21 protein-coding genes are annotated in these 25,444 nt (G+C 42.1%); 12 read left to right on the top strand and 9 right to left on the bottom strand.

The features are described 5' to 3' along the window. Positions 1-90: 90 nt before the first annotated feature. The gene (locus tag FM107_RS09790; RefSeq protein ID WP_086948322.1) at positions 91-1,320 is read right to left on the bottom strand and encodes a deoxyribodipyrimidine photo-lyase; all 1,230 of its coding nucleotides are present in this window, start codon (positions 1,318-1,320) and stop codon (positions 91-93) included. Positions 1,321-1,554: 234 nt separating this feature from the next. Between FM107_RS09790 and FM107_RS09785 the strand changes: the two genes are divergently transcribed. The 3 genes from FM107_RS09785 (at position 1,555) to asnB (ending at position 6,401) form a co-directional block, all read left to right on the top strand. Next, a complete protein-coding gene (locus FM107_RS09785; RefSeq protein WP_086948321.1) occupies positions 1,555-2,430 on the top strand; it encodes a hypothetical protein in 876 nt (291 codons plus the stop codon). Positions 2,431-2,531: 101 nt separating this feature from the next. After that, on the top strand, positions 2,532-4,370 hold the full coding sequence (locus tag FM107_RS09780; RefSeq protein WP_086948320.1) for a UbiD family decarboxylase: 1,839 nt from the start codon (positions 2,532-2,534) through the stop codon (positions 4,368-4,370). Between the two features lie 342 nt (positions 4,371-4,712). Continuing rightward, positions 4,713-6,401 (top strand): asparagine synthase B, encoded by a 1,689-nt coding sequence (gene asnB, locus FM107_RS09775; RefSeq protein ID WP_086948319.1) that lies wholly within the window; start codon positions 4,713-4,715, stop codon positions 6,399-6,401. A 75-nt stretch (positions 6,402-6,476) separates the two neighbouring features. Here asnB and FM107_RS09770 read toward each other — a convergent pair whose 3' ends face one another. Further along, the gene (locus FM107_RS09770; protein WP_086948318.1) at positions 6,477-7,211 is read right to left on the bottom strand and encodes a DUF1080 domain-containing protein; all 735 of its coding nucleotides are present in this window, start codon (positions 7,209-7,211) and stop codon (positions 6,477-6,479) included. Positions 7,212-7,287: 76 nt separating this feature from the next. Between FM107_RS09770 and FM107_RS09765 the strand changes: the two genes are divergently transcribed. The 3 genes from FM107_RS09765 (at position 7,288) to FM107_RS09755 (ending at position 9,826) form a co-directional block, all read left to right on the top strand. Continuing rightward, entirely contained in the window at positions 7,288-7,653 is a 366-nt protein-coding gene (locus FM107_RS09765; RefSeq protein ID WP_086948317.1) for a dihydroneopterin aldolase, read from the top strand. 191 nt (positions 7,654-7,844) lie between these two features. Further along, positions 7,845-8,288 carry an Hsp20/alpha crystallin family protein gene (locus FM107_RS09760; RefSeq protein WP_086948316.1) on the top strand — a complete coding sequence of 148 codons (444 nt, stop codon included), beginning with the start codon at positions 7,845-7,847 and terminating at the stop codon, positions 8,286-8,288. Between the two features lie 293 nt (positions 8,289-8,581). Then, positions 8,582-9,826, top strand: coding sequence for an MFS transporter (locus tag FM107_RS09755; protein WP_086948315.1), 1,245 nt, complete (start codon positions 8,582-8,584; stop codon positions 9,824-9,826). Between the two features lie 21 nt (positions 9,827-9,847). On the opposite strand, the gene FM107_RS20000 is transcribed toward FM107_RS09755, so the two are convergent. The 6 genes from FM107_RS20000 to FM107_RS09730 form a co-directional block, all read right to left on the bottom strand. Then, on the bottom strand, positions 9,848-10,129 hold the full coding sequence (locus FM107_RS20000; RefSeq protein WP_256959455.1) for a YdeI/OmpD-associated family protein: 282 nt from the start codon (positions 10,127-10,129) through the stop codon (positions 9,848-9,850). Then, complete coding sequence (locus tag FM107_RS19995) at positions 10,084-10,350, bottom strand: hypothetical protein (RefSeq protein ID WP_256959454.1); 267 nt, start codon at positions 10,348-10,350, stop codon at positions 10,084-10,086. Before FM107_RS19995 ends, FM107_RS20000 begins: the two co-directional genes overlap by 46 nt. A 74-nt stretch (positions 10,351-10,424) precedes the next feature. Next, on the bottom strand, positions 10,425-13,967 hold the full coding sequence (smc, locus tag FM107_RS09745; protein WP_086948314.1) for a chromosome segregation protein SMC: 3,543 nt from the start codon (positions 13,965-13,967) through the stop codon (positions 10,425-10,427). A gap of 240 nt (positions 13,968-14,207) precedes the next feature. Further along, a complete protein-coding gene (locus tag FM107_RS09740; RefSeq protein WP_086948313.1) occupies positions 14,208-14,906 on the bottom strand; it encodes a DUF4397 domain-containing protein in 699 nt (232 codons plus the stop codon). A gap of 145 nt (positions 14,907-15,051) precedes the next feature. Continuing rightward, entirely contained in the window at positions 15,052-16,161 is a 1,110-nt protein-coding gene (locus FM107_RS09735; RefSeq protein ID WP_086948312.1) for an EamA family transporter, read from the bottom strand. A gap of 4 nt (positions 16,162-16,165) precedes the next feature. Further along, a complete protein-coding gene (locus FM107_RS09730; protein WP_086948311.1) occupies positions 16,166-16,642 on the bottom strand; it encodes an Lrp/AsnC family transcriptional regulator in 477 nt (158 codons plus the stop codon). A gap of 234 nt (positions 16,643-16,876) precedes the next feature. On the opposite strand from FM107_RS09730, the gene FM107_RS09725 reads away from it, so the two are divergent. After that, positions 16,877-19,795: an FAD-binding and (Fe-S)-binding domain-containing protein gene (locus tag FM107_RS09725; RefSeq protein WP_256959453.1), complete on the top strand. Its 2,919-nt coding sequence runs from the start codon at positions 16,877-16,879 to the stop codon at positions 19,793-19,795. A gap of 52 nt (positions 19,796-19,847) precedes the next feature. Next, a complete protein-coding gene (locus FM107_RS09720; protein WP_086948310.1) occupies positions 19,848-20,480 on the top strand; it encodes a hypothetical protein in 633 nt (210 codons plus the stop codon). 23 nt (positions 20,481-20,503) lie between these two features. Here FM107_RS09720 and FM107_RS19520 read toward each other — a convergent pair whose 3' ends face one another. Further along, entirely contained in the window at positions 20,504-20,647 is a 144-nt protein-coding gene (locus FM107_RS19520) for a hypothetical protein (RefSeq protein WP_179204451.1), read from the bottom strand. Positions 20,648-20,804: 157 nt separating this feature from the next. Between FM107_RS19520 and FM107_RS09715 the strand changes: the two genes are divergently transcribed. Genes FM107_RS09715 through FM107_RS09700 form a run of 4 tightly spaced genes read left to right on the top strand, consistent with a single transcriptional unit; the run spans position 20,805 to position 25,433 of the window. After that, positions 20,805-21,482 (top strand): hypothetical protein, encoded by a 678-nt coding sequence (locus FM107_RS09715; RefSeq protein WP_143559467.1) that lies wholly within the window; start codon positions 20,805-20,807, stop codon positions 21,480-21,482. A gap of 15 nt (positions 21,483-21,497) precedes the next feature. Beyond that, a complete protein-coding gene (locus FM107_RS09710; protein ID WP_086948308.1) occupies positions 21,498-22,316 on the top strand; it encodes an alpha/beta hydrolase family protein in 819 nt (272 codons plus the stop codon). Then, the gene (locus FM107_RS09705) at positions 22,313-24,625 is read left to right on the top strand and encodes a TonB-dependent receptor (RefSeq protein WP_086948307.1); all 2,313 of its coding nucleotides are present in this window, start codon (positions 22,313-22,315) and stop codon (positions 24,623-24,625) included. The genes FM107_RS09710 and FM107_RS09705 overlap by 4 nt, the downstream gene beginning before the upstream one ends. A gap of 1 nt (position 24,626) precedes the next feature. Further along, positions 24,627-25,433, top strand: coding sequence for a DUF4249 domain-containing protein (locus FM107_RS09700; RefSeq protein ID WP_086948306.1), 807 nt, complete (start codon positions 24,627-24,629; stop codon positions 25,431-25,433). Positions 25,434-25,444 lie beyond the last annotated feature (11 nt).

Raw genomic sequence — 25,444 nt, 5'->3', positions numbered from 1 at the left:
CTAAAGCGCGCGAATTTTAAGGTATTGTCTGTTTTTATTAAATCCGCACTTGGAGCACCTATTGTCTCGTGCTTGCTGTTTTTTGTCCAACTATTTGATTGAAGCATGCGCCTTATAATTTTTTTTAATTAATTCTTCCCAACTTGTTTTTAAATTGTCTTTTAAACTAGTCCCTTTTTGCGCAAAATGTAGCCAATAGCCGTATACCGTTGCGGGTGCGTAGTCAAGGAAATATTCCTCGAAGACTCTAGCCCCCGATAGGTGGTTGACGTGTAAATGTTGAATCATATACGCCGCAAGAATCTCCCGATGCGCGTACGGGAGGTTTCCGATTTGCTGCATTTGGTTTTTTAAATCCTGAATTACAGGGTGTTCACTCTGGCCGGTTAGCCACTGCTGTAATACTTCGATGCTGTTCTTTACGTCTGTGGATACATCGTGGTTTTTGAAAAAAATATTCGGGTATTTTTTTAGCATAAATCGAAAATAATCTCGCCACATTAAACGCAAGATTAATTGGTCGTATTTTTTCTTTTTATTGGGGCTGTATGCCGCTTTAATCTCGTGGTAATAAAATATCGGAGAAACAGCGCCGACGGCAATATATGGAGAGACGAGGTTGTAGTCATCAATCTCACTATAGTTCAGGGATAATGTTTGAGCTATGGTTTGTAGCGCTCGCCGCTCGCCGCCTTGGATGCGTTTATCGTCTAGCGAGCTATCCTCATGGTAGCCCAGTTCCCCCAGTGTCGCTATTTGTGTATGTTCCAGGTGCGGGTGTGTAATTATTGTTTCGATCGGATCGATAGTTGGCCGTACGAAACTTTCTTTTTCCACCTTCTTCTTGAATGCAGCAAAATTGTCTGGTATATCTTTAATGGGTATTGGCAGATCTTCTTTATGGTAAAGAGTGTGGCCAATAAAATGCTTGAGATTGATTTTTTGTTCCCATAGTGCAGCCTCTACGCGTTCAGATATTTGTGTTTCACGGTAAGCGACTTCGCGATGATGGTATACTTCGGTGACGTCATATTTAGCGCATAATGTTCCCAGATGGTCCTCAGGCTTACCGATAAACGTTAACAAGTCGGCGCCTAATTCTTGAAGGCTATGCTTCAATGCTTGGACGGTCTCAATTAGAAATTGGGTACGTAATATTCCGGTATTCTGGAATCCGTCATCATTGGTCTTGAAATAGCGAGGATCAAAAAAATAGACGGGAATTGTAATATCGGCTTTGTTTACAGCTTCGGACAAAATTTCGTTATCTTGAACACGGAGATCATTTCTAAACCATACCAATATTACCTTTTTTGTCATGCTCGAAGAAGCTTAGCTGAATTTTTATCGATTTACGCAAATATAATGTAAAGAATCGACTTTCTGCGATGTTTACGGGCTGCGGAATTGGTTTTGACATAGGTGAGACATTCGTACTGTAATCGTTTGTTTTTAGTATTGCTTTTAATTCTATTTTCCATCGAACATTACCGAGTCGGTTTTGTTATCCCTCATAATTTACCTGTTGTGGAAACAAGATGAGAACAAATAAATATGAATGTATTAATTAGCGGACTAAACAATTATGTGGGGAGACGAAGCTTAAGTTTGTTTGCTGATGAAAATTTTGGCGTGTTTGCCGTTACACGTAACCTTAAGCTTTTTGAAAAACGTATGTTCGAGCCGATGCATGGGACAGTGTATGAGGGCGACCTTATTAAAGGGGTGCGGGATTTCCCGCTGAACGCACACGAATTAAAAGCAGGTATATATTATACGCAGGTACCTACGCTCTATGATGAAGTAAACCTGAAATTGGAGGTTATCTCACTTCGTAATTTTATACAGCTTCTTCAACAGAATTCTTGTCAGCGCGTTGTGTATGTAGCTCGGTTGGTGGATAGAATGTGTATCGAGCCTATTTTATCCTTGTTGCGTGAACTTCGCGTGGATTATACGATTATATTGAAAAACTGCGTTGTTGGGCACGATTCACTGGTCGACCGGGTAATTAGGGATATTGCGAATAGAAAATTTGTTTTCTATTCTAAGTTCTATGCGACGCATGCCTTGCAGCCAATCGGGGTGCGGGATTTTTTTAGGTGGCTTAAATTGATGCTCGATGTGCCGGCTTTTAAAAATAGAGTTGTGGAGTTAGGTGGAGCCAACCCGATGTCGCTTGGCGACCTTTTTAACAAGTACAAAGAATTGAAAATGGTGCACGCTGGGCAGATCATTGTGGATCTTCCAAAATGGTTTGTTAGGCTTGTTTATCGGAAGCATCTTGATATTAGTGCGACCGATCAGGCCGAGTTTAGTCGTATCATGCGGGTAAATAGTATTGTAGATAATGATTGGCGCAAGCAGATGCCGTTCCGGTTCTCTCCCATTGAACAGGTTTTGCTGGAGGATCAAGAATTTGCGCGGTAGTGCCGCTTGTATTTCGTAGCAATCTTTACATTGTAGGGATTGAAATACTTATCGCTTTATCGTTAATTCTGCTATTTTTGCTTAGAATATAATTTAGCAACATGGGATACAAAAGTCTGGCGGAATGTGTGAACGATTTGGAACGCAACGGCCATTTGATACGCATAAAAGAAGAGGTAGATCCTTATTTGGAGATGGCGGCAATTCATATGCGCGTGTTCGATGCACAGGGACCTGCACTGTACTTTGAAAATATTAAAGGTTCACGTTTTCCAGCGGTATCAAATCTCTTTGGTACCATTGACCGATCTAAATTTATGTTTCGCGATACGCTTCACCACGTTAAAAAGCTTGTCGATGTCAAAATGGACCCAGCATCTGTATTGAAGAGGCCTTTGCACTATATGAGCTCTTCGTTTGTGGCAACCGGAGCATTACCGTGGAAGAAAAAAAGTGGCGCACCCATTCTGTATGGGCAAACGAAGATTTCCGAGTTACCACAGATTGTGAACTGGCCGAAGGATGGTGGTGCCTTTGTCACTATGCCACAGGTATATACTGAAGACGTTAGTTCGCCGGGTATTATGCAAGCAAACTTGGGAATGTACCGGATACAACTCTCGGGTAACCAGTATCTAAAGGATGAAGAAATTGGACTCCATTATCAGTTGCATCGCGGGATCGGTATTCATCAAACTAGGGCGAATGAGTTAGGAAAACCCCTGAAGGTAAGTATATTCGTTGGAGGTCCCCCATCGCACCCGTTGTCGGCAGTGATGCCTTTGCCCGAGGGACTGTCTGAAGCAATATTTGCTGGCGCGTTAGGAAATAGGCGATTTCGTTATTTCTACGATGATCAGGGTTTCTGTCTATCGGCAGATGCCGATTTTGTGATTACGGGTACGGTGTATCCACAAGAGACTAAGCCTGAAGGACCTTTTGGTGATCATATTGGTTATTACAGTTTGACGCATGATTTTCCACTTATGAAGGTTCATCGGGTATATCATAAGGAAAATCCGATATGGTCGTTCACCGTTGTTGGACGACCGCCGCAGGAGGATACAAGTTTCGGCGCGTTGATTCATGAAATTACTGGAAGTGCAATGCCCAAACAGATTAGCGGATTACATGCGGTAAATGCAGTTGACCCGGCAGGTGTACATCCACTGTTGTTTGCTATAGGCAGCGAACGGTACACGCCATATCAAGACCTCGTCCGTCCGCAGGAACTTTTAACAATATCCAATCAAATCCTAGGAACGAATCAATTAAGCTTAGCTAAATATCTGTTTATCGCTGCTTTTGAAGATAATCCTACACTTGATATTTATGATATTCCCGCATTTTTTTCACATATACTTGAGCGCATTGATTTGACGCGCGATTTGCATTTTAATACCAATACGACTATTGATACCCTTGATTATTCGGGGGATGGTCTAAATGCAGGTTCCAAAGTTACGTTTGCGGCTGTAGGAAAAAAAAGGAGGGAGCTCGCGAGAGAAGTATCAAAAGATTTAGCGTTGCCTCGACCGTTTAATCAAGCGAAGCTGGCGCTGCCTGGAGCTATTGTCGTTGATGGGCGTGATTTTGCCTCTTACGAGCAGGAAATTGATGCCATCTCTCGCTGGACACAGGCTGCTGAAGAATGTGATTTTTCCGGTATTCAATTGATCGTTCTAGTTGACGACGCAGATTTTGCTGCAGCGAGCGTGAATAACTTTGTATGGGTGACATTCACGCGGAGTAATCCGTCTCACGATATATACGGTATAGGTAGTTTTCTAGCATTCAAACATTGGGGTTGTACTGGGCCGGTTATCATCGATGCACGTAGTAAGCCGCATCATGCACCTGTATTAATGATGGACCCGGACGTAGACAGAAGGGTTGATAGATTGGGTGAAAAGGGTCGGTCGCTTCATGGGATTATCTAACGATTAACTTTGGTATTTTCCCATAGCCTGAGCGTTCCTCGCTCAGGTGTTAAGGAGGTAAAAAAGACCAAACTCATAAATGTGTTTGGTCTTTTTTGTGAGCATCTATATACTTTTAACGGGGGGGTACGGTAGTTACTGACCACAGGGTTATTTTGCTGTTTCTATGGGTCCGTTTGTTAATGTAATCGTGTTTTCTGTGTTTTATTTGTAATATAATATTGGTTTTGTTGTTACATTTTCAATAAAAGTTAAAAATTGTTATGATTTTAATTATATTATTGGTTACTTTGTTCTGTTAATTGTAATGAAACATAACAAACATTATTAAAGTAGAATTATATGTGTGGAATTGTCGGCGCTTTTGATTTGAACACAACGTCTTTGGATCCTTTGAGGACTCAGGTGTTAGAAATGTCTAAAAGGATTAGGCATCGGGGGCCAGATTGGTCCGGTATCTATACGAATGAAAAAGCGATTTTAGCGCATGAACGTTTAGCGATCGTGGATCCCAAATCTGGAAGTCAACCTTTATTTAGTCCTGATGGGCAAGTGGTGTTGGCTGTCAATGGAGAGATTTATAATCATCAATATTTGCGTACGCTATTGCCTAATTATAATTTCAGCACGTTATCGGATTCCGAAGTTATACTTGCCTTATACTTGGAGAAAGGTCCCACTTTTCTTGAGGATTTAAATGGGATATTTGGATTTGTGCTCTATGATGGTCGCAACGACACGTATTTAATTGCTCGCGATCATATGGGGATTATTCCGCTATATTACGGGAAAGATATTTCTGGGCAACTCTTTGCCGCCTCAGAACTGAAATCATTAGAAGGTTTTTGCGTGCAGATTGAGCAGTTTCCTCCGGGGCATTATTTATATAGTGCAGAAGGACAGGAGCCTAAAAAGTGGTATATCCGCGACTGGGCACATTATCAAGTTGTAAAAGACGCTAAAACCGATATCGCAAAGCTACGTAAAGCACTCGAAGATGCCGTGCAACGCCAAATGATGTCGGATGTGCCTTATGGCGTGCTGCTCTCGGGCGGATTAGATTCTTCGGTGATTGCGGCGGTTACGAAAAAGTTTGCATCAAAGCGGATTGAATCAGGGGGGCAGGAAGAGGCTTGGTACCCACAACTGCATTCATTTGCGGTAGGTTTAAAGGGGGCACCTGATTTAGTCGCTGCGAAAAAAGCAGCAGATCATATTGGTACGATTCATCATGAAATTAATTTTACGATCCAAGAAGGATTGGATGCCGTGCGCGATGTGATTTATCATTTGGAAACTTATGATGTGACGACCATTCGTGCTTCCACACCGATGTATTTGTTGGCGCGAGTCATTAAATCAATGGGGATTAAAATGGTGCTTTCAGGTGAAGGATCTGATGAGTTATTCGGTGGATATCTTTATTTCCATAAGGCGCCGAATGCGCAGGAGTTCCACGAAGAGACGGTGCGTAAAATGAATAAATTGTATCTATACGATTGCTTAAGAGCTAATAAATCGTTGGCCGCATGGGGAGTAGAGGGGCGCGTTCCGTTTCTAGACAAAGAGTTTATCGACGTCGCGATGACAATCAACCCCGAAGATAAAATGATTAGAGACGGACGTATGGAGAAATGGATTCTTCGCAAAGCTTTTGAAGATTACCTTCCCCAAAGTATCGCATGGCGACAAAAAGAACAATTTTCTGACGGCGTGGGATACGGCTGGATTGACGTGCTTAAGGAGCAGGCTGCGGAAAAAGTGAGTGACACGGAATTTGAAGTCGCTGCGAGTCGGTTTGCTGTGAATACACCGAAAAATAAGGAGGAATATTTCTATAGAACGATTTTTGAGTCTTATTTTCCTTCTGAGACGGCGGCAAAGACGGTGCCTTCTGTGAAATCTGTGGCTTGTAGCACACCGGAGGCTTTAGCTTGGGATGCCTCATTTCAAAATCTAAATGATCCCTCTGGACGTGCGGTACTAAATGTACATAACGAGAGTTATACAAAAACCTCGCAAACAGCGTAAAGGTCAAACATAATTTTACGTCAGGCCGATAATGAAAGAGCTACCTAGAACAATTTTCTAGGTAGCTTTTTGGTTTTATAGTGGACGTATCCAAATATTTTTAAAACTCACCGGGTTGCCGTGGTCTTGCAGAGCGATTGGTCCTGCTCCATGGGCATTTAATTTAGGAAGGCCAATATATTCCGTGGTACCTTCAATCTGCGTATTGTTTTGCACCACTACGCCGTTGTGCAGAAGTGTGAAATTTCCTTTCTTAATAAGCATGCCGTCTTTATTGAAGCGCGGGGCTTTATAAACGATGTCGTAGCTGTGCCAAGTGCCCTTTTCTGGGTGAACCTCAACAAGCGGAGGTCTTTGCTTATATAAACTTCCCGCCTGGCCGTTGACATAGGTCGGGTTGTTGTTATTGTCTAAGACCTGAACTTCGTATAATCCTTGTAGGAATATACCACTGTTTCCTCTTCCTTGGCCTTCCCCTTTAATTACATCTGGGCTTTTCCATTCGATGTGTAGTTGAAAGTCTTCGAAGTCCTGCTTAGTTTCTATACCGCCAGCACCTGGCTTTACGACTAATGCATTGTTTTCAATGGTCCACGCTGCGGGTCCTCCGTTTTCATTACTGCTTTTCCACTGGTCTAAGTTGGATCCATTAAAAAGTGCAATAGCATCGCTCGGTACGCCTGAAGTAATTGAAACGACTGGAGGTTTTGGGCTGTAAAATTCAGTATCTTCAGGCTTGAAGTCTGTTTGGGCGATAGCACAGGAGCTCATGAATATGGCTGCAAGTGTATATGTTATTTTTGTTACCATTATAGTTGGGTTTGTTGATTATTAGCAATATTAGTTATTAATTTTAACATTTTCTATTTTTTGCTATGTTTGTATTATGGGGGTAATCAGACAAAAGGTGTCACTCAAGCAGGTACGTTTTTTTTCGCCAATTGGGTTTTATAAACAGGAGCGTATCTTGGGAAACGAATTTTTTGTGGACCTTGTAGTTGGTTTAGATTACCGAAATTCCAGTCCCGACGAGTTAGTAAATACGGTGAACTACGAAGGACTTTATCGTATTCTTTCGCTTGTCATGGTTAAGGAGCGAAGGCTTTTGGAATCCGCCGCCGATGAAATTTTGGAACTTGTTCGTGAAGAGTATAATTTTCTCGATCAGATCGATATTACCGTTCGAAAAATGACGCCACCGTTTGGTGTTGATTCTGCGTATTCCGAAGTGTCTCTACATTATGCAAAATAAAGTTTGCCGCGGGATCTTATTTTTTGTGTATATCGAACGCGAAATAGGAATGGTGTTTAATTGAGACAAAACGTCATGTTAATATAATTGTTGCAGACAAAATGTCCGGAAAATTCACTAATTTACGTTAGGTATGTAATTTGATTAGTAACTAGCACATACAAAACATAAAAATTAGGAGGACATAAAAAATGGCATTAATTAAATTTCCAACAAAAACAGTAAATTCAGATGTAGTTAATCCTCATATTAACAGCATCTTTGACAATTTTTTCAATGATTCATTTATCACGGAACGTTTTGTAACACGTATTCCTGCGGTAAATATATCCGAAGAAGAGTCTTCATACAAGGTTGAACTGGCGGCTCCAGGTTTAAAGAAATCTGATTTCAGCATCAAGGTGGATAAAAACTTGATTACCGTATCGGTGGACAAAGGTGAAGATAAGGCAAGTGAAGACAAAGTATTTAGTAAAAAAGAGTTTAGTTATATATCTTTTATCCGTTCATTCTCCTTGCCCGAATCCGTCGATTATACACGTATTGATGCAACTTATGAAGATGGGGTACTCACTTTATCGGTAGGTAAAAAAGAAGAAGCAATTGTTGCGAAACGGTTGATCGAAGTAAAATAAAGATTTGAGTTTTTAAGGATGGAAAAGAGTTTTCGCTGCGGTGAGAACTCTTTTTTTCTTAATGGCTGAGGTTATAAGCCAGAGGGTTTATTTTATGCGTATGTCTTTTTTTGTATAGATCCACAAATTTTGTAGGTTTGTTCCATTATGAATATCATATACTAATTTTGTTTCCAAAACGAGTAGGCGTCCCTTGGCGGGCTGCTTACGGGCTTTCGAATTTCTTTCGAGGGTAGGTTCTACTATATCAATACATAAGTTAATACCCGTACATACAGCTTCATTGTTACGCTATGCAAGATTCTTGGAAGAAAAAATTTTTATTTATTTGGGTGGGACAATTTTTATCCCTTGTCAGCAGCTCAGCGGTTAACTTTGCGATTATTATATGGCTCAGCATACATTTTGAATCAGCTCAGGTACTGGCTTATGGTGCGATTGCAGGAATGTTGCCTGCGGCAATCATTGGCCCCTTTGCAGGGGTTTATATTGACCGTTGGGATCGTAAGAAAACGATGATATTTTCCGATGCATTTGTAGCACTATGCACGCTAGCGATGTCAATTAGCTTTTATGCCGGGTTTGAGAATTTATGGTTAATCTATATCATGCTTGGACTTCGTTCGGTAGGGTCGGCTTTCCATATGCCTGCGATGCAAGCGTCAATACCGATGATTGCCCCTCAAGAAGAATTGTTGCGTATTTCAGGTATCAATCAAGTGATTCAATCTGTTTCATCAATTGCGGGTCCTGCTCTAGGTGCCCTGGCCATAACACTAATGCCTATTGGTAACGTGTTGTTACTCGATATTGCTGGTGCAATTTTCGGGATCGTCTCTTTGTTGATCGTTCATATTCCGAGCCCTTTTATCACTTCTAAAGTGAAAAGTAGCTTTCGGCAGGTGTGGGCCGATCTCGGTGGTGGGTTTTCAGAGATTTTTAGAACCAAGGGGCTTGTCTCGCTTTTCGTTTTCTCTATGTTGGTTACTTTTTGCATCATGCCGATCGCTGTGCTGTTTCCTCTTTTAACCATACAGCATTTTGATGGTGGCAAGTTCGAAATCAGTGTAGTCGAAATTGTTTGGGGTGTGGGCATGCTTGTCGGTGGGAGTTTGATCGGTATATTTAAGCCGTCGTTATCTAAAGTTGTTCTCATGAATGTGATGTATATAATTATGGGAATCTCGTTGTCATTGTCCGGGTATATTCCCGCAACAGCATTTAGTTTTTATGTCGTTTTAACAGCTCTTGCGGGTATCGCAGCAGCGGTATATAACGCTTGTTTTATGACCGTAATTCAAGAGGAGGTCCGTCCCCAGGTTATGGGACGCGTCTTTTCGATGTATTTCAGTATTGTTGTCATTCCAACGGTGATTGGACTTTTAGGTACCGGATGGGTAGCGGACCGGTTCGGTGTGGGGAACATGTTTGTCGTATTAGGTGGGCTCATTGCTTTGGTAGGTGTTGTCTGTTTTTTTAACATACCATTGATGAGACTAGGGACTAAAAAGGAAGAGGCCGCTCCTGATGAGCGGTAAGGCGATTACTGCTGCTGTTTGTTAGGGCTTTTCCCTGCCGATAAATTTCCCCTTACCTAAAAGAAAGGCGATGGCACGCTCGGTATTTGAGGCCAGACTGGCTTGGCTTTTTAGGTTTGTCAAATACCGATTGATTTCTTTTTGTAAATAAGGTGGCAAATTTTCGAAAGCTTTCTTTGCTTGTGGGTTTTCCGCTAAGGCATTCTTAAATTGCACAGGTGAAGTGAATTTCGGTAGCGCAGGATTAAAGGTTATACTTAAATGTACGCGTTCCCCAATACGTTCTGGCGAATCTTTAAGCATGATGGTATTGATGTATAATCGCCATTCCCTCGATATTTAACGAGACGCTGCAGATAAGGTTTCCCGTTTATCTTTCCTCGAATAGCAATAGGGCTTTTACTTCGTCCTGCTTGGCTAAATATGCTGTCTAGAATTTGCTGGGGTACCAAGACATAGGGGTTGATTCCGATCAGTTGAATAATCGCTTCGAACTCATTTTCTATCACGTTTTGCTCGTTCATATTTATTTGCTTTTATGCAATTAAAAATTATGTACGTCTGCCGCTGCTGGTAATAGGTGAGGGTTTGCTTCTGGTTAAGCGACATCTCGCAAATCAACCGGCACAACCCGAGATATCCCTTGCTCAACCATTGTAACGCCATAAATTATCTGGGTGCTTGCGATGGTTCGCTTGTTATGGGACACGATGATGAATTGTGAATTTTTTGAGAAGTCTTTTATGATATTATTGAATTTGTCAATGTTCGTATCATCAAGTGGAGCGTCTACCTCATCAAAGATGCAAAATGGTGCTGGTTTAAGGAGATATAGCGAAAACAATAAGGCTGTTGCAGTTAATGTTTTCTCACCGCCAGAAAGCTGGTTAATGGATAGTGGCCGTTTCCCTTTGGGCTGAGCAATGATATCGATGTCCGATTCCAGCGGATTTGCGGGGTCAGAAAGTACCATGTCACAAGAATCCTCCACGTTGAATAACGAACGGAATACATGTACAAAATTTTCTCGGACTGTATTGAACGCATTCATAAACTTATCGTTTGCAGACTGGTCAATTTCATTGATTGTCGTCATTAGCGAGGCTTTTGCTTCGAGTAGATCGTTCTTTTCTTTTGTTATAAAATCGTGTCGTTCCTGAATTTCATCATACGCTTCTTTTGCCATAGGATTAATCGATCCGTAGCCGTCAAGTTGTTTTTTCAGTTTATTACATTTCAAGGTAAGTGCCTCTTTCGATTCTATAATTTCTGGGGCCTTTTCTTGTAAAAGGTTGTTTATATCAATGTCAAACTCGACCGACAAACGCTCTTTTAAGCTGTTTAACTCCAACTGCAATGTTGTCTTTTTATCTTTTAGTTCGGTTTGTAGATAGTCGTGTTGATCTTTATTTCGACGCAACTGTGTTGTTTCTTCCTCGAGTTCGTTGATCAATTTTCGCGAAGCGTAAAAGTCTTCTTCGAACTCTTGGAGCGCTTTTTCGAGCATCTCTTTTTGTGCATACATCTCGACTAGTTCGGAGTCGTCGAGTCCTTCGGTCGGTACCGCCACGAGCATCGCAGCTTTTATTTGGTCATATTCTGTACTGTTTCTTGTGATTCGTGTTTCAAGAGCCTCTCGCTGACTTTCACGGTATTCCAAGTCCTTTTGGAGACCGGAAAGCTTGTTTTGTTGTTGGTGGAAGCGGATATTTTCTTGATTGAATATTGCCGAAAATTCGTTATAACGCTCGGATATGTCAAGATAGCTTTCTTGCAACTCCCGTAATTGCGTTTGGATAGATTGGTTTTCCTCTTTTAATGCGCTGAGTTCGGGTTCCGATTTTTGGAGATCGTAGTTGATGACCGTTAGGTTACTTTCGATGTCAGTTTTTCGGTTTTCGCTATTTTTCAAAAAAGCCAGGTATTGTTCTTGTTTGGTTTTAACCGAGATATATTCATTGTTGAGCCTATTCAAGACTGTTCGTGATTCGTCGAGGAGGTCTTTTTGTGAAGAAAGACGAAGGGATGATATTTCTTCCACGATGTTGTTTTCTTGACTTTGTAGGCTCTCAACCAGTTTATTGAGCGTCTTGATTTCTTTGGTTAAATTGTCTAGGTTTTTAGCCCGTCCAATACGTTTGCCTTCAAATAGTCCTAACGATCCGCCACTCACGCCCAATCGTGTCTTGGAGAATTTACCTTCAGGATGTAGAATTACGATATTCTCGGTTGGAAACTCGTTGTGAATAGCGTCGGAAGATTCTGAATTAAGCATAAAGACATTGCTTAAAAGCTGCTCACAGAGGTTTTTGTATTTTTTGTCAACAGTGACGATATCTAATGCGGAAGTTAAATCTTTTCGGGGAGGTGTTTCTCGCAGTTTAGTCGCGTTTTCTACGGCCTCGAGCACAAAGAAATTCGCGCGCCCCTTGGCCGCATCGCTCAGGAGTTGGATGGACTGGATAGCCTCTTGTTTACTTTCCACCACGTAGTGATTCATGATCGGTTCCAGATAATTTTCGATCGCTATACGATACTCTTCTTTACAAAAAAGTATATCCGAGAATAGGGGATAGGATTTTTTCCATCCCGCATTTTTACGTAGAAATTTGATCGATTCTGGAAAGCCTTCAAGGTTATCGACGAGCGATTTTGTAAGATTATACTCGTTCTGCTTTGCATCAGCCAAACGCGACTCTCGATTTATCTGGCTACGTACGTCGGAAAGTGTTTGCTCTTTATTCTCAATCTTGGACTGCAGCTCTTGTTCCACCTGTACCGTGCGATCATATTGCTGCTGTTGCTGCGCGACTTGATCTTTTAAAGCGTCGACCGCCGTGGTGAACTGTCCAAGTTCACCTTCTTTGGCGCTGTTATCGCTCAACGTACGCGCTGACTCTTGCTGAAGGGCATCTTTTTGAATATTCAGTACGGCGATGTCTTTTTCAAGCTTATAGATGTTGTTTTGAAGGTCAGTCGTCGTTTTTTGATATTGGTCGAGCTTTAATTTTGCGGTTTGCTGTTGGGCGCGTAGCTCTTCAAGTTCACTGCCATGCTTTTGGGTACCTTCGGAGTAAATGTCTAGGGAGCTTTGTGCTTCGAATAGATCCTCGTTTAGTCTTTTAAGGGTACTGTTGATGTGTTCAATTTGTGCTTTATCGGAAGTTAATTCCGTGTTTAAGCGCGTTTCATTGTCTTGTAAATGGCGTAGCTTCTCATTTTTAATCTTTTTATCTGCTTCATAGCTACGAATCTTATTGCTGTATTCATTGGTGCTCTTTTGCTGGGTAGCGAGATTCTTTTCTTTCGCCAAAATATCGTTACGCAAGCTGTGGAGCTGCTGCTCGTTGGCTTGAATTTTTGTGCCTATTTGCTCTAAAAACGTTTGTTGCTCGGCTTCCTGATTATTAATTCGTTCTAGATCGCTACTAAATGCTTCCAGTTTGTGATAGGTTAAGCCGATACTTGCCTCACGGTACTGATCTTTGAGCAAGAAGTATTTATCCGCTTTTTTTGCTTGTGTCTCGAGTTGCTTAAGGTTTTTGTTGATTTCAAATAGCAGGTCATCCACACGCGATAAATCCCCTTCGGTGTCTTTTAGCTTGGTGAGCGTTTGTTTCTTCCTGACCTTATATTTGGATATACCTGAAGCTTCTTCAAAAAGGTTCCGGCGCGAGTTATCTTTGTTGTTGATGATTTCGTCAATCATCTTGAGTTCGATGATGGAGTAGGTGTCGGCTCCCAAACCGGTGTCTAGGAACAGGTCGGTGATGTCTTTTAAGCGGCATTTCACATCGTTTAATCGGTACTCGCTGTCTCCGTTTCGGTATAGTTTACGCGTGATGGTTACCGTCGAAAATTCCGTCGGTAACAATTGGTTGTTATTCTCGAAAGTGAGCGATACTTCGGCCAAATTTGCGGGTTTGCGGTTTGCGGTACCATTGAAGATGATGTTTTCCATCTTTTCCGAGCGCAGTGTTCGCGTACTTTGCTCGCCCAGCACCCAACGGATCGCATCGACAACGTTTGATTTACCACAGCCATTAGGCCCGACGATTGCCGTTACGCCCTCATTGAAATTGATTGTGATTTTATCACCGAAACTCTTAAAACCTTTTATCTCTAACTTTGTCAACTGCATCTTGCGTGCTATTTTTTTATAAAAAAAATGGAGCACGAAAATACATTTTTTTGCTTAGAATTGAAATTTTACGAATTCAGGCAGGTAATAATTGGTTTAATACGGGGGGGCTTGGATATACCGTCGTGACAAACTGTAACTTCATGCCCGGTTGACAGGGCGTCTTGTTAACAAAATAGTCTCCAAAAAAGGAGACTATCATGTTGTTTTAAAATAGGTAGAATATAATTAAACAAATTATTAGTAGGCAACTACACCGATATAAGGAGGTGTGTCGGTGTCGCCATTTGTTCCGATCAGGATAAACGTATAGTACTGTCCTTTTTTGAATTCGTAGTTGTCTCTTGTCGCAACCTCTGCGCCTGAAGCATCGGTAACCTTTATGCTAAATGAGCCGCTTTCACTGGCGATAAAAGTTTGGTGTTCGGTTGCGCTAGTTCCCGTTTCGGTTGCCCGGTCTTCAAATATGGGCGTTGCCTCATCCCCGAGATATAGATTAACCACTCCTGTATTGTTTGCTAAGTTTAAAAAGCGGAAGGCGCTTTTCTGGTCAAGGTCTTCTAAGGATTTATCTTCTATCAAAGCGAATTGGGGCTCCTCGATCGTGCCGTACGCGAATGTCGAATACGCTGCGCTATCTTTTACCGTTATTAATGTGTCTACCAGTGGAGCGCGGTCGTCATATGAGTATATTTGTAAGCTTCGTTGCCCTACTTGCACGCCATATGGTGGACGTAGGTAAGCTTGGTATTGAACTGCAAAAGGGCTGTTTGGTCCATTAAGGTCATAGACAACTTGGCTGCTTTGTGAAAAACCATTGATAAAAGTCATGTAACCGGTAGGGATTGGCACGTAGTCGTCGTCATCGTCCAGACAACTACTGAATGCGAATACGCTTAAAATTAAACAGGCTAAAAATTGTAAGGGTAACTTTTTCATAGTTAATTGTTTTTACCTGATTATACGGAGGTAAATGAACTTGTGCTACAGTAACTAGAAAAAAAATATTATTCTCCCTGCAATATATTGCAGCTTTTTGGGTGCACTATATTGCAGGGATTCCCTTGGAGTTGCCTCCTGCGGTTTATTCATGATTATCCGTCGTTTCTGGTGTTTTTTTCTTTTCGTGTTTCTCGTTGTATTGAGAAATTTCGACCAGACGTGGAATACTACTCTTGGGGGCCATTTCCCGTAGTTTTCGAATACGTTTGGCGCGTTTTATAATTTTGAACTTTTTGTTGTTTTTATACAGATCCCAGTTCATCAGCATAACGCTACTAAGAATAATTATCAGTCCCAAAATTTGCAACGAGGTTACTTTATGCGCGGTGAAATAATGGGCAAGGATGAGTGCGATGATGGGGTTGATGTAGGCGTAACTACTCACCTCAGTAGCCGGGCGGTGTTGCAATAGCCAGATATAGCTGCCAAATGCAAGTATCGAGCCAATGGTCGCTAGGTAGGCGATTGCGCCCCAGTCCACCAAGCGTACTGCATGCGGATCGAAACGGGAGTACTCGCCGGTAAGCAATGCGACAATCGTGAATGTTATCCCTGCAGCGACCATTTGCCACGCCGTTTTGACCATTACGTGCATATCAGGCTCGGTGTTTACTTTGTCGCTTTTTTCTTTCGTGTACTTGGATATCAACGAGCCAATAGTCCATGCTATCGTGCCGATTGTTAGGACAATAAGCGCGATTGTACGCATGTTTTTTTCGGCCGGGATTTCACTAGAGGACATCAACTGTTCGGCGAAAAGCATAATTACGCCTGCAAAACCTGTTAACAGGCCGAGGACGATCGGCACACTTGTGAAATTTTGCCGCCATTTGGGTTTGTCAAAAATGACGAACCAAATTGCCGTGGCGGAGGAAATAATGGACACGATTGCACTGGAGATATACTGCTCGGACCATATTATAGCCGCCATATCTACGAACAGCAGTAGAAAACCAATCACTATTGCGTCCTTAACGGCTGATTTTATATAGATTTTGTATCCTCGTAGCCAACAGTAGCTCATCAATATCGATCCGGCAATAATGAAGCGGATTGATCCAAGTACAAAGGGAGAGAAGCTCTCTAGCGCTTTTTCGATAAAGAAAAATGTCGATCCCCACACGAAATATACGACCAGGTAAGCAAATATTATCGATGCAACGGCTGGTCCACTTTGATTTGGTTTTGTCATTTTGTTATTTGCTCGGAATGACGAGCTTTTGTTCTTCTTTTACAGTTTCTAAGACAATGGTTGTTCGTGTAGAAATAATTCCTTCGATTGTTCCCAGCGAGTTGCGCATTAAGTCCACAAGTCCAGCCGCATCATTTGTGCGGACCTTCACAAGATAGCCGTCGTCACCCGCAATGTCGTGAACCTCCTGAACCTCTGGTATTTTTGCCAGTAAGATGCCTACGTTTTGGACTCCAATAATGTCTTGTGTTTTAATGAATATGAATGAAAGCAGTTTTTGATCAATCGAATCGGGATTGATTTTGGCATTATATTGAAGTATAACGTCTTTTTGCTCCAATTTTTTCACACGTTCTAAAATCGCCGATGGGGCCATCCCCAGTTCTCGTGCGATATCCGCGTTATTTGTCCGTGCATTATCTTGCATGATACGCAAGATATGATAGTCAATATGATCTAAATTGTATTCGAGTTTTGCCATAGCGCTGCAAAGTTAATCAATATAGAATAATATTCAAACTTTTAGTTGTAAAATCGAATAATATTCTCCATTATGGTTTTTATTTAAGATATCATTCCGAAATAAGGATTCTTCTTATCGAAATTTAAGGATGCATGTTTATGCTGTGTTTGAAATAATTTCGATTCAAACCGCCGATTATTGGCGAATTATGGCCGAAATAAGTAGCTTTGTTTATATAAAACTAGTAAAAACGTGCAAATAATTGATAACCTGGGTGAACTTTCTTCGCGGTTAACCGGCGAACTGTATTTTCTTGCAGATCAAGTAGAACATCAAACTATGCGTCTCGCTTATTCGACCGATGCGTCCGTTTACCAAGAGCTGCCGCTGGCCGTAGCTATTCCGCATACGGAAAAAGACTTGGTTATGTTGATCGCTTTCGCGCAGCAACAGAAGATAACCTTGATCCCTCGTACAGCAGGGACATCGCTCGCCGGACAAGTTGTTGGGAAGGGGATTGTGGTTGATGTTTCGCGTTTTTTTACCGAGATACTGGAGCTTAATGTTCAAGAACGTTGGGTACGCGTGCAACCGGGGGTGATCCGGGACGATCTCAACGCATATTTACGCCCGTTTGGCTTGATGTTCGGGCCGGAAACGTCTACTGCTAATCGGGCAATGGTTGGTGGCATGATAGGTAACAACTCTTCGGGTTTACACTCCATTGTTTGGGGGGACACCCGGAAAAATTTGGTTGAGGCAACGCTACTTTTAGACGATGGATCTAAAGTGCGTTTGGAGGAACTGGATGAAAAGGCGTTATTTAAGAAGCTTTCCGCACCTACGCGTGAAGGGGATATTTACCGCGCATTAAATGGTTTACTAACCAATAAAGATAATATTGCTGCAATTCAGCAAGGGTATCCCAAAAAGTCAATTACCCGTAGAAACACCGGTTATGCCCTCGATTTTCTGCTTGGCGACCGGCCGTTTAATTTGTGTAATTTGTTAGCGGGCTCCGAAGGCACGATCGGAATTATAACCGAGGCTAAATTAAATCTTATGCCTCTGCCTGCAAAGGAAGTTGGTGTGCTTTGCGTGCATTTTTCAGATATGGTCGAATGTATGCACGGTAATGTCGTGGCACTTTCGCATCAACCTGAAGCGTCTGAATTAATAGATAAATATATTCTGGATTTTACAGTTGGACATCCGACCTATCAATATAATCGTTTTTTTATTCAAGGCGACCCGGCCGCTCTATTAATCGTTGAATTCCGCTCGGAAGATTTGCAGCTTCTACATGAAAAAGCTAATGCGTTGACTGCCGAATTGCAACAAAAAGGTCTTGGTTATGCGTATCCGTTCATCGTAGGTGCACCGGAGTCTAATTTAGTTTGGGATGTGCGCAAAGCAGGGCTGGGGCTGATTCGTAACTTGCCGGGGGATGAACAGCCTGTCAACTTAATCGAAGACTGCGCGGTGTCTCCCGAGGACTTGCCCGCTTATGTGGCGGACGTGCAAGAATTGCTTGCCCAGGAAGGTGCGCATGCATCCTACTATGCCCACGCGGGAGCCGGTGAACTGCATATTGAGCCGTTCATAAATTTGAAAACCGAGGACGGAAAGCGGAAATTTAGGTCTATTCTAACACGAACAACAGATCTTGTTTTAAAGTACAATGGGTCTTTAAGTGGAGAACACGGTGATGGGCGGCTGCGTGGCGAGTTTATTGGTAAAGTTCTCGGTGAGCAGGTATATGCCTTATTACAAGAGACAAAACAAATATTCGATCCATCGGGTGTTTTTAATGCAAATAAAATTGTCAATACCCCGCCAATGGATTCTTCACTCCGGTATGACCAATCGGCTGCCGCTGATCCGGTAGAAACGTATTTCGATTTTACTAAAGAGGAAAGTATATTACGACTTGCTGAAAAGTGCTCGGGTTCTGGGGACTGTCGAAAGACTGAAATTACCGGAGGGACAATGTGTCCTTCATTTATGGCTACGCGCAATGAGAAAGATACAACACGAGCGCGCGCCAATATGTTGCGTCAATTTTTGACGGGATCGACTAAAAAGAACCGTTTCGATCACCAGGAAATTAAAGAGGTTATGGACCTTTGTCTAAGTTGTAAAGCGTGTAAAAATGAATGCCCTTCGCGCGTGGATGTTGCCAAGATGAAAGCCGAATTCTTACAACACTATTACGATGAACATGGTGCCGGTTTCCGTTCAACGGTCATCGCTAATTTTACAAAAAGCCAAAAGCTCGGTTCGTATGTCGCTCCGGTTTATAATTTTGTGATTAATTCCCCGCTCCTCGCGCGTGGAGTTAAAGCGGCGCTTGGTTTTTCCGCGAAGCGTTCCTTACCTGCTGTGAACTTTACAACTTTATCCTCGTGGGTTAAAAAGCAGTCTAGTGGCATTACGGGACGAAAAGTTCACTTGTTCAGTGATGAATTTACAGAGTACAACGATACCGCCGTTGGAAAAACGGCTTATAAGCTGCTCACCGCGTTGGGCTATCAAGTTATAGTTCCTAAGCACCTCGAAAGTGGTCGGACTTACTTGTCGAAAGGATTTGTTAAAGAAGCTAAGAAAATAGCCAACAGGAATGTTGATTTATTAAAAGATATTGTTAGCACGCAAACACCGCTGCTCGGTGTTGAGCCCTCAGCGATAATTACTTTTCGCGATGAGTACCCTGAGCTCGTTGATGCGAGTCGCCAACGCGAGGCAGTAGCGCTCGGGAATAATGCCTTGACGATCGAAGAATTTTTGGTGGCCGAGATTCAGGCTGGACGTATCAAGAGGGAACAATTTTCGACACAAAAAAGGGAGATAAAACTACATGGACATTGCTATCAAAAAGCATTTCATCTGGTTAAGTTTTCGCAGGAGCTTCTATCGTTTCCTGAAAATTATTCGGTAGAAGTCATCCCATCGGGGTGCTGCGGCATGGCTGGCGCTTTCGGTTATGAAAAAGAACATTATGAAGTTTCTATGAAAGTGGCTGAATTGGTACTTTTGCCTGCTGTTCGAGCGGCGGACGAGGATACTCTTATCGCGGCCGCGGGAACCTCCTGCAGGCATCAAATCAAAGATGGTACGGCCCGTAAATCTTATCACCCTGTGGAAATACTGTACGCTGCACTTGTGAATTAAAACAAATTAATGCATCTTATTGTTATTAGGTAAATAACTTAAAGGAAAAATTATGAAAAGAGATCTTGTATCTGCAATTATAGTTCTGCTGAGCCTAGGCGTACTTTCGAGTTGTGGCAACAGTGGTAAAAACGAGGATGGTTCTAGCAAGCACGATGTGAAAATTGGGCAATACCACATTCCATCCGCCTCGGAGAATCCGTCTTTTTATTTGTCGCTGGTAAAAAGTAGGCAGACGGATTCAACGGTTGTTTTTGTTGCAAAATCACTTCGCGAGGCCGATACCATAGGCGTGCAGATAGAAATTTTGAAAAATATGCCCGCAGGTATTACCCCTGATGGTATGCCTGACGAGGATAACGGTTTTACAGAAGGCGCGATCAAGTTTACTTCCATTGGCACTAATTCTGATGAATTGGTCGCCGCTATGGCGCATGTCTTCAAGCTGCCGGAGGAGAAAGGGATGACAACAGCGACGTTAGCGCCTCTTGCTTTTTCTTCTAATAAAAAGGACGCCGATCTAACGAAAAACGGTACCTACACTTTTAAACTGTTTTTCGAAAATCAAATTGGGCCCGAAGCAGAGGCGTTTGTCGTTTTCGACACCTACAAACGTTTATTTGAGTTTAGAGCAAAAGATTCTACACAGTACAAGCCGCTGGTTTCTGCGTTTCAGGGGCAATAGTCGCGTAAAAATTGATAGTGAAATCAAATATTGTTATTCACTGGGATTTGCTGTAATTGGGGTACACCTTTTGCAGCATTTTTATTTTCAACTTGAATGTTATATTTTTTCTCTTTTTGGTGTAAACAGTGCGCTTGGTCGCTATGTTTCATCTTTTTATTTTTCATCAAACCGGGTTATGGACAAAATTATACGGTCGGGCGTCACGCGTTAGGAAAGCTTCACGATGGAAAGCTCCAGGAATTGTCGGGAATAAAGCAGTCTATTTTGCATTCAAACATGTTTTGGGTTCACAACGATAGCGGGGATTCAAGCCGAATATTTTTGATTGATAATAAAGCACAGCTCAAAGGGGAGTATACGCTTTCAGGGGTGGATGCAAAGGATATGGAAGATATCGCGATTTTCCAGCGTGATGGGAAATCTTTTGTGGTATTGGGGGATATTGGTGACAACCGCGCCGTGCGGAGCGAAATTATGCTATACGTATTCGCAGAGCCAGAATGGATTGACGGACAAACATCCTACACAATACCCCAGCAGGCCATCCAAACCATACGCTTAAAATATGCCGATAAACCCAGAGATGCCGAAGCGATATTTGTAGACCCTTTAGATGGGCGCGCGTACCTTATCGCTAAGCGGGATTTCCATGTTGGGGTATATCCGGTCGATTTACACGCAAAAAAGGCCGGCAATGTGCAGCTACTTAAACAACTCGTTCAGCTACCGCTAACATTTATTACGGCCGCTGACATTTCCTTTGATGGGCGTTTCTTATTACTAAAAAATCTAACGGGTGTATTTCTATGGGAAAGGCAAAATGACGAATCTATACGTCAGCTATTTACTCGGGCATATATACAATTGCCATACGCGCCGGAGGCGCAGGGGGAAGCCATCTGTTTTGGAACAGAAAATTCGATATTTTATACAATAAGTGAACGTCCATTTGGTTTAGATTCTTATCTTTATCGCTATAATATCGATCCAATTAACTAGAACGAACTGATATTTATGAATAAATTTTTAGCGTTAATTTTTACTTTTTCTGTTTTATATGCCCATGCCTCAAAAGTGGATACGATCGCCATACAGAGCGGGAGCATGCATAAAACGATTAAAGCCGTAATTATCTCACCAGAAGGGAAATCACCTACTTCGACTTTATATTTGCTGCACGGGTATTCGGGAAATTATAGCGACTGGGTGAAGAAAGTGCCGAAACTTAAAGAACTTGTAGACGTATACGGGTACTTGGTTGTGTGTCCCGACGGTGGTTTTGATAGCTGGTATTGGGATACTGACGATCCTAAGTTTCAGTATGAGACGTTTATAACGAGGGAACTGATTCCGGAAGTGGAAAGAATATATAAAGTGAAGTCGGATTCCAAAAATCGGGCGATAACAGGTTTGAGCATGGGCGGCCACGGGGCATTGTACCTCGCTTTTCGACACCAAGATCTCTTTGCTTATGCCGGAAGTACTTCCGGTGGGGTGGATATACGTCCGTTTTCTAATAACTGGAGCATTATAGAGCGTATAGGATCCTATCAAGAGAATGCGGAAAAATGGAATCAGCATACGGTGATGGAGCTTACGCACCTCGTTGAGCCGGGGAAGTTGCAACTATTTATCGATTGCGGCACGGAAGATTTTTTTCAGGATGTGAATAAAAAGCTTCACGAAAAATTAACTTACTTAAATATTCCGCACACCTTTTTGACGATGCCAGGGCAACACAATTGGGATTATTGGTCGCAGTCGATCGTGTATCAAATGGCTTTTTTCGACCGTTGCTTTACACTGAACCAGACAAAGACTAACCGTCAATGAGGTGTTTTATAGTTAGTCTGATTGGGCTGTTGTACTCTGTACATCTTTATGGTCAACAATTCGCGGTTAGCGGTCTGGTACGAAATGGAGAAACGGGGGAGACACTTATTGGCGCGGTCGTTACTGCAGATAACGGCCAGGCAACGAGCACCAACAGTTACGGGTTTTATTCGTTAAGTCTGCCCAAAGGCAATTATAAACTCACGTTCAGTTATGTCGGATTTGAAAACGTCGTTCAAGAAATTAAACTCGACCAAAATTCGCGTTTAGACCAAGAAATTCATTCCCTCGATAATTTATTGGAAGAGGTAGAAGTGTCGGCGAACAAGAAAGACGATAATGTTCGCAGCGCACAGATGGGACGTCTTGACTTTACAATGGAAGAGGTGAAGAATGTACCAGTGATTTTTGGCGAAAAAGATCTATTGAAAACGATCCAATTGTTGCCCGGGGTACAAAGTGGGGGAGAGGGAAGCTCTAATTTTTACGTTCGTGGGGGTGGGGCGGATCAAAACCTTATTTTACTTGATGAGGCCACCGTTTATAACGCTTCCCATTTGCTTGGTTTTTTTTCAACATTTAATTCGGATGCTATAAAAGATGTGCAACTCTATAAGGGAGGAATTCCCGCGCAATACGGTGGTCGTATTTCCTCAGTGCTCGATATTACTATGATGGAAGGTAACCAGAAAGAGTTCTCCGCCGAAGGAGGGATCGGATTAATAGCCTCCCGATTGAAAATCGAAGCGCCGATTGTTAAGGATCGTGGTTCTTTTATGCTTAGCGGTAGGCGTACGTACGCCGACATGTTCTTGAAGCTGTCTAGCGACGAGGATGTCAAAAAAAGTAAGCTGTATTTCTACGACCTGAATGCCAAACTAAATTATAAGATTAATGATAAAAACCACCTGTATGTTTCCGGTTATTTTGGTAAGGATGATCTAGGCTATTCCGATCGATTTAGTTTCGACTGGGGTAACGCTACGGGAACGGCGCGTTGGAACAGTATTCTAAATGAACGTCTTTTTAGTAACACAACATTGATATATAGTGATTTTACGTATCGTGTTTCGGTGAACGATGATGATACTGATTTTCGCATTTCTTCAAAGATTTTAAACTGGAACCTAAAGCAAGATTTTTCGTTTTACCATTCCCCGAAAAGTACCTGGAGGTTTGGTGTTAATGCCTTAAAGCAAACGATCAAACCCGCTAGTGTGGCAGCAGGCGAAAATGCAAATGTAAATTCAATTGATGTTGATAGCCGCCAAGGGGTCGATCTTTCCGCCTACGTTTCGCATGAATGGAAGCCTTTTGAACGGTTTTCAATTATTTACGGTTTGCGGTTGAGTGATTTTATGGTCGTTGGACCAGGAACTTTTTATGAATTTGACAAAGAAGGAGAGCCGGTGGATGAACACAGCTATGGAACTTCCGTGATCAAGCATTATTTGAATTTAGAACCTCGTTTTTCAGCTAACTATTTGTTGAATGAAAACAGCAGCGTTAAAGCATCGTACAACAGGATGTCCCAGAATCTTCATCAGCTCACCAATACGACATCGAGTCTTCCTACAGACCAATATGTCGTCAGTAGCTTGAATATTAAGCCGCAGATCTCCAATCAACTTGCTCTGGGTTATTTTAGGAACCTAATGAATAATAACTATGAATTCTCTTTGGAAGCATATTATAAAGCGATGGATAACCAGATTGACTTTCGAAATGGAGCTGACCTACAAGCAAACCGACACCTAGAAGGTGAGTTGTTATTTGGAATTGGGCGTGCCTATGGTCTTGAATGGTATTTACGGAAAAATAGTGGTAAGCTTAATGGGTGGGTTAGTTATACCTTATCGAAAAGTGAACGTCGTATCGATGGGATAAATGAGGGCAATTGGTTCAACGCAAGGCAAGATAGAACGCACGATCTTTCGATTGTTGGAATCTACCAGTTGTCAAAAAAATGGACCTTTGGTGGAACATTTGTGTTTAATACCGGGAATGCCGTAACCTTTCCAAGTGGCAAATATGAATTGGATGGTAAATCCATGTTTTATTATACCGAGCGTAATGGATATAGGATGCCGAGTTATCACCGGTTAGATATCTCAGCGACCTACGAGCCGAAGATCAAAAACAAGGGCTTATTAGGTAGTTGGACATTCGGGTTATACAATGTTTACAATCGCAAGAATGCTTATATTATTGATTTTAGGGATAAAAAGGGAAGCGCTAATGTAACGGAAGCTTACAAAATCGCTTTATTTGGAATAATTCCGTCTGTTACGTGGAACTTTAAATTTTAGCATGATGAAAAGAGGTTGGTGTGGCTGTATAATGGTTTTGTTTTTATTCCTATTTTTTGCTTGTGAGGAAGTAATCGATGTGGATTTAAATGAATCGGAATCGCGAATCGTTATTGACGCGCAATTATCTGATTTATCACACAGTCAGCGTATAAGAGTCTCCAAGACAGTCGCCTTTACTTCGGAAATAAGTTCGCAACCTGTTGAAGGGGCGCAGGTAGTAGTGATCGAAGAGGAGGGGCGAGTATTTGAATTTAGCTACAGTGATAATGGGAATTATATTAATGATGATTTCTTACCTATTAGTGGACGGACCTATCGTTTGCAAGTAGTAAATCAGGGGGAGGTTTATCAAGCGTCGTCGTTCATGCCGAACTATATTGATGTTGATTCCATTGGTGTAGTGGAAGAACGTATATTTGATGAGCCCTTTTATTTTGCAACTTTTAAATTCACAGATATTCAAGGGCAACGAGATTATTATAAATATGATCTTTCGATAAATCAAAGCCGGTTCCTTTTTACGGGAGTATACAATGATAAGTTTAACGACGGTCTCTTCGTTACACATCAGGTTGCGGATTCCGACCGTGACCTAATCCCTGGCGATACGATTACAGTTCGTAGGTATTGTGTTGATTCCCAGGTGTATAGGTATTGGAACGAATTTCAGTTAATGAATCCAGGGACGGCTGCGCCGGGAAATCCGACGTCGAATATATCGAATAATGCGCTTGGGTGCTTCTCGGTAGCCTCGGGTCGTGAATATGGATTACGGGTGTCTGGTTTTCGATCGACACAGATGTAGTTCCTATGGGG

The sequence above is a fragment of the Sphingobacterium sp. JB170 genome (assembly GCF_900163865.1).
Taxonomy (GTDB): Bacteria; Bacteroidota; Bacteroidia; order Sphingobacteriales; family Sphingobacteriaceae; genus Sphingobacterium.
This window is presented reverse-complemented; position numbering and strand designations above follow the sequence as displayed.